Raw genomic sequence first — 13,254 nt, 5'->3', positions numbered from 1 at the left:
TGGTATGGACTTTAGTTTCAACATTAATCGATAAATTCGTAGCTGTTTCAGAGGAAACGCCTGAAAGGAAAGAAAAATAAAGAGAACATTTATGAATGTAGCAGTAATCTTGATCATCGTTGCCAATGTGGTTGTTTCCTTTAAAGGATTTAATGACAGAGGCTTCTTTGAACGGTATAAGTTTCAAATTGGCCCTATTGTCAAAGGTGAAAAAATACGGTTATTGTCATCCGGTTTTTTGCATGTTGACCAGTCCCACCTGTTCTTCAACATGCTCACCTTGTACTTTTTTGCAGATCCGGTAATCAAATATATAGGAGTTCCAAAGTTTTTAGCAGTATACTTTGGATCATTACTGGCAGGGAGTCTTTTTGCCTTGAGTTTTCATAAAAAAGAACCTTATTACAGTGCGGTGGGAGCATCCGGAGCGGTAATGGGAGTTCTGTATGCTGCTATCATGCTGAATCCCGGCATGAACCTTTATATGTTTTTTATTCCCATTCCGATCCCAGCCTATGTTTTTGGCGTAGGGTATTTATTGTATTCCATTTTTGGAATGAAGAAGCAATGGGGAAATATTGGTCACAGTTCTCATATAGGAGGGGCGATAGGAGGTTATGTATTGTCGATTATATTTTATCCCAGTATTTTGGTGGATAACAGACTTATAGTTATCCTTTTGGCAGTGCCGATTATCCTGATGTTTATATTTAAAGACAAGCTCGAAAAGAATTAAATGAGTTAAAGATTATCTTCAACTTTCTTTAGGCTTATCCGGATTGGTTTGAGCCGTGTTGCTCAGGGTATATTTTTCTTATGGAAACCAAGCATTTTATAAAGCTTCGTTTTGATTGTAAATTATACCTGTTTATAAATTTTAATTTCCTCGTTTTTACTACATTTGCCGAACATTTATAAAACCTGTGCCAGGAACCTGCTATTCTCTTAAAAGTGGCAGAATAGGGCATGTCAGGACAAAAAACCAAAAATGGAAGAAAAAAAATTCGATCTTAATTCTCTGATAGGATTTGTGCTGCTTGGCGCAATCATGATATATTATTTTTATACGAATCAACCTACTCCTGAGCAAATAGCAAAACAAAAAGCTGAACAGGTTCAGGATTCAATCGACCAGTTGAGCCCTGAAGTGCAGCCCACAGATGTTGTTGTGGAACAACAAGCTGCCCAGGAACCGGTTAACTCTTCTGATTCACTTGCCTTTGCTCAAACGCAAAACAGGTTGGGAGCATTTGCCTATAGTGCAGGCCTGCCTTCGGCCTCGGGAGGCGAAACTGTTTTGGAGAATGAACTGGTAAAAATTACCGTAGCCAATAAAGGAGGGCAGATTGTGGAAGTCTTGATGAAGAAGTACAAGACTTTTAACAAATTGCCACTATATATCATAAAGGACCAAAATGCCTCTTTAAACCTTAGTTTTGCCACTCAGGACAATCGAAATCTTCAAACCAAGGATTTGTATTTTGAACCCAGTTTGTCATCCAATGGGTATCATCAGGTATTGTCTATGAAATTGAAGGTTTCAGCCAATAATTACCTGGAATTCAGATATGAACTGAAACCCGATGATTACATGCTTGATTTTGCCATAAAAAGTCAGGGGATGGACAGGGCGATCAACACTTCACAGTTGATGAACCTTGAATGGCAGTTAAAGAGTTTTCGAACTGAAAAAAGCGTCAAATACGAAAATCAATATACTGATCTTCGTTACTTGCAAAATGGAGAATTCGAGTATATGAATGCCATGAGCGATGAGGATGAGGAAGAGGTTGATAATCTAAATTGGGTGGCATTTAAACAGCAGTTTTTTACGTCTGTCTTATTGGCTGAAGACAAGTTTGAATCTGCTAAACTTATTTCAAAGAACCTTGTAAAAGATGAGGATATAGATACGGTTTACACGAAAAAGTATGAAGCTTATATCCCGTTGCAGGCTAAAAACGGAGAGCTGGATTACAATATGAACATGTATTACGGGCCTGTAGACTACAAAGTGTTGAGTTCGTATAAGGGCAAGCAGCTAGACAGGATTGTCAGTTTGGGATGGGGTATATTCAGATGGATCAACAAGTATGTATTCATCCCTGTATTTGGCTTTTTAAGCTCGTTTATTGGAAACTATGGAGTGGTGATCATTTTAATGACCATTGTTGTTAGGATCATTATGTCGCCCGTGGTTTATAAATCATACCTGTCCAGTGCAAAAATGAAAGTACTGAGGCCTGAAATGCAGGAGATCAACGAAAAACACAAAGGAAAAGAAAACGCGATGAAGCGTCAGCAGGAAACCATGGCTATTCAACGAAAAGCAGGCGTAAATCCATTAAGCGGCTGTATACCTGCTCTGATTCAAATGCCGGTATTCTTTGCCCTTTTCAGGTTTTTCCCTGCCAATATTGATATCAGGCAACATGGTTTTTTATGGGCGGATGACTTGTCAGCCTATGATGAAGTTTTGCATTTACCCTTTAAAATACCATTTTACGGTGATCACGTCAGTTTATTTCCAATACTTGCTTCCGTTGCCATTTTCTTCTATATGCAGATGACTCAAAGTCAGCAAATGAACATGCAGCAACCTACACAGGAAGGAATGCCTGATATGCAAAAAATGATGAAGATGATGATGTGGTTTTCACCTATCATGATGATGTTTTTCTTTAATAGTTATGCGAGTAGTTTGAGTTTGTACTATTTTGTATCAAACCTGCTTACTATTGTCATTATGTTGGTGATCAAGCATTTTATTATCGATGAAGATAAGATCCATGCCCAGATTCAGGAAAATAAAAAACGACCTGAAAAGAAAAAGAGCGCCTTCCGCCAGCGTCTTGATGATGCTATGAAGCAGGCTCAGGAGCAGCAGGTAAAGAAAAAATAATTAATGTTGATTTAATGATGCGCTTCATGATGATTGCATCACTGAGTCATACGTTTCAGGAAGTCACAATATACATCGGCTCCATTATAGAGTGAATCCAGATGCAGGTGTTCATCTTTTCCATGAACGCTTCGAATTTCTTCCACATCACAGAAAATGGGCAGGGTTCCGTAAGCAGGAACTCCTTTGGCCCTGAAGGCACCAAGATCATTTATGTTTGGCATCATCATATCTATAGTCATAGAGCTAGGATATTTATTTTTAATGGCCTCTGAAAGGTTTTTAAAATAGACCGTTTCAGGATCACTTGCTTGGTTGTCGGGCAATGTTTTTAATACCGTGACCTTAATATTGTCATTCTTGAGTCTCTTTTTGATCATGTACAGAAATTCCTGCTCATTGGTCTCTGGCAGCAACCGGCAGTCCAGATGTGCCCCGGCAAGAGAAGAAAGTTTGTTTACCGCCTTACTGTTGCTATAGATATTGGTCAAGGTGATGGTGTTGGTAAAAAGCGAGAATAATTCCGGATGCGATCTTAACTGCCCTGTAAGAAGCGGCCTGAACAACCGGGGGTGTTTCAATACCATTTTTTTAGCACCTTTATGATGTGCTGCCATATCCTTTAAAAATTTGATATTGACATCGTTATAAATAGCTTTTGGTTTCTTTTTTGTAATTCTTTCCAGAGCGGCTACTAATTCTTTGTTTGCATAAGTAAGGGGCGTAATAGAGCCGTGCCCGACGGTTTTTGATTCCAATTCCAATGCGAGCCAAAGAGGTTTTTTGTGAACTACCGAAATTCCAAAAACAGGCTGTTTAAAGTCTCCTTCCATCAGGGATGTTAACTCTGAGGGCCCCTCACCAAATATAACTGCCGGGTTTAATTCTGATAAATGTTGCTCGATCACGTAGGTAGCTCCTCCAGCACATTGTATTTCTTCACAGGAAACGGCTAAAAGGCTAATATTATACGGACTATTGCTGATATCTTCTTCTTTGAGTAATTTGAGGATCCCGTATAGTTGCATGATCGCTGCACCCTTATTATCAATGGCGCCTCTTCCATAGACCACCTCATCCTTAATTGCTCCCGAATAAGGATCCCTGTCATCGCTTTTGCTTTCGGGAACCACATCTATATGATTGAGAAAGATAATATTTGGTTTTCCCGAACTCAGAGGAAACACCGAGGCCGCGAAGTTGTAATTACCATCCTCATTTCCAAATTCAGCTATATAAAGGCCGTTGTTGCGACATATCGTTTTAAGAAAATCACCTGCCATCTTTTCCTGACCACTTACTGAGGGGATTTGAATGTATTGCTGAAGAATTGTTTCCACCTTAACCGGCTCTCCATCCAATGATTTAACCTGCCTGTATTGAGCAGAAAGGCAGATATGAGAAAAGATCAGAATAAAGCTTATGGCATATTTCATATATACTGCAATATAAAAATCTTCTTTTGATTAGCATAGGGCGGTCAAAAAGATATTTAAAGAAAATATTTTCGGATATTTGCACCCATTCGAAGTATAATACATGCGTTTATTAAAAGAATTTAATCAAAAAATAAAATGAAACCTACTATTCCTAAAGGGACAAGAGATTTTTCTTCTGCTGAGTTGGCAAAAAGGAATTATATTTTTGAAACTGTTAAAAGTGCTTTTCAATTGTTCGGTTTTGAACCGATAGAAACCCCTTCTTTTGAAAATTCAGCTACCTTGATGGGAAAATACGGGGAAGAAGGTGACAGGTTGATTTTTAAGATCCTGAATTCCGGCGATTACCTGAGAAAGGTCGACGACCTGCTATATAAAGAAAAAGATTCAGTAAAACTTACAGGTAAAATTTCTGAAAAGGCACTTAGATACGACCTTACGGTGCCATTTGCCCGGTATGTGGTGCAGCATCAGAACGAGATTATTTTCCCTTTTAAGCGCTACCAGATTCAACCTGTCTGGAGAGCAGACAGGCCTCAGAAGGGAAGGTTCAGAGAATTTTTTCAATGTGATGCCGATGTTATAGGCAGTAATAGTTTATGGCAGGAAGTCGAATTCGTGCAACTCTATGACAAGGTATTTACAGAATTGGGATTAAAAGGCGCGGTTATAAAGATCAACAACAGAAAAATTCTATCTGGTATAGCTGAGCTTATAGGAGCCAAAGATAAATTAATCGATTTTACAGTAGCCCTTGACAAGCTTGATAAAATTGGTATTGAAGGAGTCTTAAAAGAAATGAGGTCCAAGGAGATTCCTGAAGTTGCTTTAAGCAGATTGATGCCTCTTTTTGACTTAAAAGGCAGTAATGAGGAACAATTAGCTTCCCTGGCTGAATTATTATCCGAATCTGAAGAAGGTTCAAAAGGAATAAAGGAATTGTCTTTTGTGATAGAACAGGTTGCTCATCTGGGCCTGCTTTCATCTTCATTAAAGCTTGACCTTACGCTCGCGAGAGGTTTGAATTATTATACGGGAGCCATTTTTGAGGTGGAGGCAACCGGTGTTAACATGGGTTCCATTGGAGGTGGAGGCCGGTATGACGATCTTACCGGTATATTTGGCTTAAAAGATATTAGCGGTGTTGGTATTTCCTTCGGCCTCGACAGAATCTATCTGGTGATGGAGGAACTTGGACTTTTTAAGGAGATACCGAATCCCAGGCCTCAGGTCATGTTCGTTAATTTTGGTCAGCAAGAGGCCCAGTATGTCATGCAATCGATGAAATTACTCAGAAATAAAGGAATAAGATCGGAGATGTATCCTTCGGCAGCCAAGCTTAAAAAGCAAATGAACTATGCAAACAGCAAACAGATTCCCTATGTGGTTTTGGTCGGTGAAGAAGAGATAAAACAAGGAGCTTTTAAATTAAAGCGTATGGATTCAGGAGAGCAAAATACTTGTAATCAGGAAGAATTAATACGACTAATCAGTTTATAAATTATGTAATTCGCAGCAATATTGTATTTTTGCACATTAAATAACTACGCATATGTTTGAAGGACGAAATGATAAAATAAACGAAATCATTGACGAAATAGGTGACGGTCATATTTCAGGTTCTGCAAAGAACCCGATCCGTGAGGATGCTTTTGCCTTGTCTGAAAATGAAAAAATAGAACTCATTCAAAAAGATTTTGCACATATATTGCATACACTGGGTATGGATCTCAGCGATGACAGCCTAAAAGGAACTCCCTTAAGAGTAGCCAAGATGTTTGTTAAGGAAATCTTTGGGGGTCTTAGCCCTGAAAGAAAACCAAAATTGTCAACTTTTGACAATAATTATAAATATGGTGAAATGCTGGTTGAAAAAAACATCACCTTGTATTCAACCTGTGAACATCACCTGCTTCCTATTGTCGGGAAGGCCCACGTAGCCTATATTTCAAAAGGAAAAGTTATCGGTCTTTCTAAAATGAACAGGATTGTTGAGTACTATGCCAAACGGCCTCAGGTTCAGGAAAGATTGAATATGCAGATCGTTCAGGCCCTTCAGGAAGCTCTGGGCACAAAGGATGTGGCATGCATCATTGATGCTAAACACCTGTGCGTGAATTCGAGGGGTGTAAGTGATATCGCCAGCAGCACGGTTACTTCTGAATTTGGAGGTAAATTCCAGGAAGAATCTGTTAAAAGGGAATTACTTGATTATATCCAGTTAGATACAAAATTTGATTAAGCTGATCAGTCTACAGGTCTTGTAAAAATTTCATTGTATCGACGTCATCCGCATAATCCCATAATTGGGGGTTTTGCGTTTCTCCGAAATCAACCATTTTCAATTCCCCTGATTTCCCCACAAGGCATTGAATTGATTCCTTATCGGCCTGCAGTTTTTGCCCTAAGGTTTTTTTATCGTCATAGTATTCATAGAAGAGCGTGGCAATGGGGGAGGCATAGCTGTTATCTTCTTTTAGCATCAAAAATCCGTTCTCCAGTAATTGATATTGACTCATCAGGTAAACCGCTTTGTTATAATCGTAATTATTAACGTATTTATCATAATTGAGTACTTCTCTATAACTATATATCGCCTCAAAGAGATTGTCAAAGTCATAGCCCCTGGGCACAAACAGTTTTGAAACACTCCTGCATCCCAAACCAAAATACCTGAAAATATCTTCCCCTAATTTCTCCAGATCCTCCTTGGATTCATTTCCCGTGAGCACGGCAACTGAATTTCGGTTCCTCCTGATGATGTGCGGGTATTTGCCAAAATAATAATCAAAATACCTGGCTGTATTATTGCTTCCTGTCGCAATAACTGCATCAAAATCTCTGATCCTTTCATCCGTGAATGAGATACGGCCCTTGAATTCAGGGGCTACGTATTCAAGGTATTTAGCGATCAAGGGCAGAAAATGAGCATCAGAACTCGACTGTTTAACAATAATTTCATGACCTGAAATCAGGACCGTCATAAAATCGTGAAATCCAACAAGAGGTATATTTCCCGCCATGATTACCCCAATTTTTTTAGGTTTAATTTCACTTAAATTATAAGACGAAGTCCATTTTCTTAAGTTTTTGTCATTTAGTATATTAGACCATTTTGAAAAAGCAAACAGGACATTGTTTTTGGTAAACCATCCATTGAATTCTGACGCACGGTTGACCTGCATGTTAAATGGCTCAAAAAACAGTTCATTCAGAACTGCTTTATCGTTTTGTGCGATGCCGTCAGGCTGAAACTGAGATAAAAACTCACCAAGTTTTGTAAAGGCTTCAATTCTTTTTTCGACAGTCATGCGTGATAGGATAATAGTTGCGGAAACATTATATTTGTGCGCAAATTTAGTTAAAAAAACAATGGCAATAATTATAACGGACGAATGTATCAATTGTGGGGCATGTGAACCTGAATGCCCGAATAATGCGATTTACGAAGCTGCTGAAGAATGGCGTTATGCCGATGGCACGGCGTTGAAGGGAGACGTAATTTTAACCAATGGCAAGGAAGTGAATGCCGAAACTGAGCAGGAACCGGTAAGCGATGAAGTGTATTATATCATACCTGATAAATGCACCGAATGTAAAGGCTTTCACGATGAACCCCAATGTGCGGCTGTGTGCCCCGTGGATTGTTGTGTCCCTGATGATGATCATGTTGAAACCGATGAGGAACTTTTGTCGAAAATGAAATTTTTGCATCAGGAACCCTAGAAACTGGATAGTGGCAAACATGAAAAAAATACTTTTTTTACTTTTATTTCTGTCCTTCCAGGGGTTTTCTCAGTTTCACAAGATGGATTCTTTGGGTAATTTCTATGTGATTGAGTATAAACTGGTATGGCAAAAATGGTATGGGCTCCAGGATAAGGCCGAATTAAGCAGGATGCTTAAGGCTAATGACTTTACTTCTGATCTTGACATTTTGAAATTCGGTACGTCTGCCAAGACAAGCAAGTATAGATTATATGCGGATAACCTGCCGGAATATGCCCGGCACGATTATGAGGCCTTTGTTGTGGTTGATTTTATTGGAAGTCGCTTTAGAGTAAGTGTCAAACAAATTGTGTTCCCCGATTTTATAGAAAAAGTTTATTATAATGGTATACGTCAAAGCAACCCCAGGGGTACACTTGAACAGTATATCCTCAGGAAGGACGGCCTGATCAAAAGAAACAATACCAATCTTAACGTGCTCAACAGTTTTGACGCTGTTTTTTCAGGAATTTTTGACCCCATGGCAGGTAAGTCCTTTGAATAGGTTCTTTTACTCACTGTCTGTTTTCTCATCGCCTCGGAGCTGATCACCTCGGAGCTGATCGCCTCGGAGCTGATCGCCTCAACTGCGAGCGCTTCAGAACCTTTCACTTCGCACTTTTTCTTCCATCGGCCTTAAACTGTAGTAAATGAAATCATTAACGGGTGTTTCAATGCCGAGTATATCACCTTGGCGCACAATGTATCCGTTAAAATTATCCAGTTCACTTGGTTTTCCTTCCATCATATCTCTTTGCAATGACATCGTTGTATCATAATTGATTCGGTCAATAATCTCAAAACAACTCTCAATGTCCTTTTCATTGATGTCTATGCCTAAATTACTGCCCACAGATACAATTTCAGACGCCGTTTCGATTAATTTTTTACGTAAGAATTTGTCTTCGCGCATCACGCCGAGCACACTTCTGGTCAAGGCTCCCATCGCGCTGATCGAGGCGATAAACAGGAATTTTAGCCAGATATCCCTTTGAATCGTGTTGGAACTTCGATTTTTGAAACCGGCTTTATCGAATGCCACCTTAATTAATTCAAGTCTTAGACTGGGTTTATTGTTAACTTCTCCAAACACGATCTCCGGTTCATAACCAAAATGATTGATCACTCCCGGACTTTCAATTTTACTAACAATTCTACATAACCCTGCAATGACGCAGGAGGGAGGTAGGATAGATGATAATCGATCGGCATTATCCGCACCATTTTGGAGGGGGAGCACCGTGGCTTTTGATGGCAGTAAAGGATTTATTTCTCTGGCAATAGCATCAATTTGCCAGGATTTAACGCATAACAAAATCAGGTCAGCCTCTTTGACCGCTTCATAATTATCCGTAACACGAGGATAGACGTGAAAATCCCCTAAGATACTATTTACCTGCAGGCCATTTTGTTTGATCTCCTGAAGTGTTTTGCCTCTGGCAATAAAAGTAGTAGGATATCCCGCTAAGGCCAGTTTGCCTCCAAAATAGCCTCCCACGCCACCTGCTCCGATGATTACAATGTTCATAGTTTAGTTTTAGGTCTATAAAAGTAAGAGATTATTATATCATGAAAAAGTGCATCAGTAAAGCCAGTGATACACTTGTATTGTGTTTTCGATAAATTCTATTATTTCATCATGGGAATCATTATAAATGAATAGGTATAATTTTTTCCGTTGAGCAAATACTCAGGGTGGGTTCTGGCACCCCAGCTGTTATCACCTCCAACGCCCATTTGCCTGTAATCAATATTAAGGCTCGTCAGATTCCTGTTTTGTACATCGATAGTGTGCCTGTTCTTTACGATGTCGCCATCCCGATGCCTGCCGTCTGTTCTTTCAAGTGATTCAAAGTCTTCCATAATTTGATGATGAACACTAAAATCAACAGTAGGGATTCCCTTGATCAAAAGGCCATGGCCGTTTACCGGTTTGCTTAGTTTTATCCATCTCACGTCAGTTTTATTGCCGTTTTCCTGTGGCCTAAGGTAGGCCCAGTATTGATCTGATACCGAACCGGAATAGATCCCAATGGGGGCACCGGTTTTCCTGTCCCAATAGCTTTCAAAAGGCCCTCTGCCATACCAGCTGAGCGTTTCCATTTCACCGATCAATTCAATGTTTAAACCAATCCTGGGGGTTTCGGCCCAATTTCCATCAGTCTTGTTTAAATTACAATCAACCAAAACGTTCCCTTCTCCATTGATGGTATATTTTACATGGAAGTCTGCTATTTTCTGTTCAGTTGCATTGAAAAGTTCATAATCCACTTTAACAACAGCGTTTCCTTGGTTCATACCTGATGTCAGCCGGCTAAGTTTTCTGTGTTTGCTTACATAACGCCAGTCTTTGGTCCGTTTATGCATGTCATTTCCAAAATCATTGTCAATCGGAGCCCTCCAAAAATTTGGTGTAAACCCCTTTCCTTTATGAAGTAAATTCTCGTTGTCGATCACCAATTCACTAAGGATACCGTCAGATTTATCGAACACAAGTTTGATGCTACTGCTACTCACGGTGATACTGGTTTCACTTTCACCGAGAATCACCTTTTTATCTGAATTGGCAAAGGTGACAGGTTCTGGTGAGTGTAAAACGAATTGCTCCCAGGCCACTTTATGCCCTCGAGGAACCAAGCCATCAGCATTTCTACTGTAGGCAGCAATAGTCAAAATAAGCTCTTCTGTTTCAGCAAAATCATCAACTTCAGAAATATATATGTCAATATTTTGCCCTGGTTTCAAGTCAATATTCGGAAGTGCTCCTGAAGCCTTTTTGATCCCATTGCCCAGTAATTCCCATTCAAATTTGAATTCGTCCAAATTTGTGAAGTGATAATTGTTTGCGATCTTTACCTGTCCCTTATTACCATGGGTCAAAGTGAAATCAATAAACTGATGTACTTTTTTTACTTCTTCCAATGAAGGCTTTGGAGTTCGGTCGGGGTCAACTAATCCATTCAGGCAGAAATTTCCATCAGAAGGCACATCTGCAGGACCAAAATCACCGCCATAGGCCCAGTATGCTACTCCTTTATCAGAAGTTTTGATCAGACCCTGGTCAACCCAGTCCCAAATAAACCCACCCTGAAGAACCGGATGCTTTTTGATCATATCCCAGTATTCTTTAAAATTCCCCACACTATTACCCATTGCATGTGCATATTCACAAAGTATAAAAGGCCTGTCCTCATGTTTTAAAGCATAGGCTTCCAGTTGATCAATTCTGGCATACATGGGAGCCACAATATCTGTATTCGGTTTTAAACCGGCCTGTTCGAACAACACATACCTGTTTGGGTCACGTTGTCTGATCCAGTGGTAAGCATCATAAAAAACAGGTCCGTTACCGCATTCGTTCCCCATGGACCAGATAATCACAGAAGGGTGATTCTTATCCCTTTCCACCATACTTTTGATCCTGTCCATATGGGCAGCTTTCCATTCGGGCCGATAGGCTATATGTTGAATTGTATCAAAACTTTCCTGGTGTACGGCACCCATACCATGAGATTCAATATTGGCTTCATCTACAATATAGAGACCGTATTGATTGCATAACTCATAAAAGCGCTCGGGTTGGGGATAATGAGAAGTCCTGACCGCGTTGATATTATACATTTTCATGGTCCTGATATCTTTGATCATGGTGGCTTCATCTATATAGTGACCCGTTTTGTCATGATGTTCATGCAGATTGACACCTTTGAAGTACACGTACTGTCCATTGACCAAAAATTGACCTTTTTTGATCTCAATGCTTCTAAATCCTACCTGATTCCCTATACTTTCAAGTACTGTACCCTGATCGTCTTTTAACTGGAGTACCAATTGGTAAAGATTCGGCTGTTCTGCACTCCAGGTCTCAATATCTTTTAGTTGATCAGAAAATATAACGGTGGTTTTATCATCTTTCAACACAACACTTTTTTCAGTGTCAATTATTTTATCCCCGTCAGCAGCTATTAACTCGATGGCAAGGTTTAGTTCCTTCTTGCTGTCTTTTTTAATGTCCACTTTAAGCTCAAATGTTCCGGTGGTATAATTGTTTGCCAACCCTGCTTTGACTTCAAAATCTACAATATGGTCTTTGCTTCGCGATAAAAGGAATACATCCCTGGTGATCCCGGAAAGCCTCCAGAAATCCTGGTCCTCAAGATAACTGGCATCAGACCATTTAAAGACCTCCACGGCCAGTAAGTTCTCACCTTCGTTGATGTACTCATTGATCAAGAATTCGGCAGGGGTTTTGCTGCCTTCGCTATAGCCCGCTTTTTCGCCGTTGATCCAGATATTCATGGCAGAACTTACGGCTCCAAAGTGCAAATACAAGTCGTTGCCCATCATTTCTGAATCTACTGTAAAAGAAGTTCTGTATGAACCCACAGGGTTGTAATGCGATTGAATTTTAGGTGGTGTTTTCTCGTGCGGATATTTTTTATTGGTATAAATGGGATAGCCGAAACCCTGCAGCTCCCAGTTCGATGGCACATCAATACTTTTCCAATTGGAATCATCGTAATCTGTTTTGAAAAAATAAGAAGGGCGGTCGGATGGTTTATCCGCAATATAAAACTTCCATTTCCCATTTAGAGATGTATAAAAAGGGGAGGCCCCTGAATTGTTTACAAGTACTTGTTCCTTTGAGCTATAAGGAACAAATGCGGCTCTCGGCTCTTCTTTATTCCTGGAAAATACTTCGGGGTTTTCCCAGTCTTCAATACCATTTGATTTAATTTTTTGGCCTTCAAGCGGATGTTTGTCAGAACAAGATATTGCTAGGATTACCAGGATAAAAAGCATTGAAATTCTCATAGGTAAACTGATCTTAGGACCTTATGGTTTATAAGTAATGATTATCGAGTGTAAAATTGAGATACAGTTTGGATGTTCATCAAAGATAGGGATGTAAAGACAAATAAAGAAGCGCCGGGAACCAAATTGATTTATAATTTATCATTAACTTTATTGTAACCGAAAAAGTTGTATAACATCAGAACTATGGAACCCAACATATTTCAAATTGATAAACAATTGGTAGAATATATAGAATTTTACCACTATTTGTACGATCTGAACTGTGAAAAAATGAATGTAGGTGAAGAAGTAAAACTGAAAGAGATCATTAAGCTCTGAAAAACTAAA

11 protein-coding genes are annotated in these 13,254 nt (G+C 39.5%); 7 read left to right on the top strand and 4 right to left on the bottom strand.

Translation table 11 applies throughout. The features are described 5' to 3' along the window. Positions 1 to 91: 91 nt before the first annotated feature. Positions 92 to 736, top strand: a complete 645-nt coding sequence (locus AABB81_RS03330) for a rhomboid family intramembrane serine protease (RefSeq protein ID WP_342158629.1) — start codon at positions 92 to 94, stop codon at positions 734 to 736. Positions 737 to 988: 252 nt separating this feature from the next. Then, on the top strand, positions 989 to 2,902 hold the full coding sequence (gene yidC / locus AABB81_RS03325; protein WP_342158627.1) for a membrane protein insertase YidC: 1,914 nt from the start codon (positions 989 to 991) through the stop codon (positions 2,900 to 2,902). 38 nt (positions 2,903 to 2,940) lie between these two features. Here yidC and AABB81_RS03320 read toward each other — a convergent pair whose 3' ends face one another. Then, positions 2,941 to 4,338, bottom strand: a complete 1,398-nt coding sequence (locus tag AABB81_RS03320; protein WP_342158626.1) for a M20/M25/M40 family metallo-hydrolase — start codon at positions 4,336 to 4,338, stop codon at positions 2,941 to 2,943. Between the two features lie 138 nt (positions 4,339 to 4,476). Between AABB81_RS03320 and hisS the strand changes: the two genes are divergently transcribed. Both hisS and folE read left to right on the top strand, forming a co-directional pair. Continuing rightward, complete coding sequence (gene hisS, locus AABB81_RS03315) at positions 4,477 to 5,841, top strand: histidine--tRNA ligase (protein WP_342158625.1); 1,365 nt, start codon at positions 4,477 to 4,479, stop codon at positions 5,839 to 5,841. A 52-nt stretch (positions 5,842 to 5,893) separates the two neighbouring features. Further along, positions 5,894 to 6,583: a GTP cyclohydrolase I FolE gene (gene folE / locus AABB81_RS03310; protein ID WP_342158623.1), complete on the top strand. Its 690-nt coding sequence runs from the start codon at positions 5,894 to 5,896 to the stop codon at positions 6,581 to 6,583. Positions 6,584 to 6,593: 10 nt separating this feature from the next. Here folE and AABB81_RS03305 read toward each other — a convergent pair whose 3' ends face one another. After that, positions 6,594 to 7,652, bottom strand: a complete 1,059-nt coding sequence (locus tag AABB81_RS03305) for an acyl-CoA reductase (RefSeq protein WP_342158622.1) — start codon at positions 7,650 to 7,652, stop codon at positions 6,594 to 6,596. A 61-nt stretch (positions 7,653 to 7,713) separates the two neighbouring features. On the opposite strand from AABB81_RS03305, the gene AABB81_RS03300 reads away from it, so the two are divergent. Further along, a complete protein-coding gene (locus tag AABB81_RS03300) occupies positions 7,714 to 8,067 on the top strand; it encodes a 4Fe-4S dicluster domain-containing protein (RefSeq protein WP_342158621.1) in 354 nt (117 codons plus the stop codon). Positions 8,068 to 8,086: 19 nt separating this feature from the next. After that, on the top strand, positions 8,087 to 8,614 hold the full coding sequence (locus AABB81_RS03295) for a hypothetical protein (RefSeq protein WP_342158620.1): 528 nt from the start codon (positions 8,087 to 8,089) through the stop codon (positions 8,612 to 8,614). A gap of 93 nt (positions 8,615 to 8,707) precedes the next feature. On the opposite strand, the gene AABB81_RS03290 is transcribed toward AABB81_RS03295, so the two are convergent. Together AABB81_RS03290 and lacZ are read right to left on the bottom strand one after the other, a co-directional pair. Beyond that, positions 8,708 to 9,637 (bottom strand): ketopantoate reductase family protein, encoded by a 930-nt coding sequence (locus AABB81_RS03290; RefSeq protein WP_342158619.1) that lies wholly within the window; start codon positions 9,635 to 9,637, stop codon positions 8,708 to 8,710. 101 nt (positions 9,638 to 9,738) lie between these two features. Beyond that, positions 9,739 to 12,924, bottom strand: a complete 3,186-nt coding sequence (lacZ, locus tag AABB81_RS03285) for a beta-galactosidase, LacZ type (protein WP_342158618.1) — start codon at positions 12,922 to 12,924, stop codon at positions 9,739 to 9,741. Positions 12,925 to 13,110: 186 nt separating this feature from the next. On the opposite strand from lacZ, the gene AABB81_RS03280 reads away from it, so the two are divergent. Then, positions 13,111 to 13,245: a hypothetical protein gene (locus tag AABB81_RS03280; RefSeq protein ID WP_342158616.1), complete on the top strand. Its 135-nt coding sequence runs from the start codon at positions 13,111 to 13,113 to the stop codon at positions 13,243 to 13,245. Positions 13,246 to 13,254 lie beyond the last annotated feature (9 nt).

It is taken from the genome of Lutimonas vermicola, assembly GCF_038433205.1.
GTDB classification, from domain to species: domain Bacteria; phylum Bacteroidota; class Bacteroidia; order Flavobacteriales; family Flavobacteriaceae; genus Lutimonas; species Lutimonas vermicola.
This window is presented reverse-complemented; position numbering and strand designations above follow the sequence as displayed.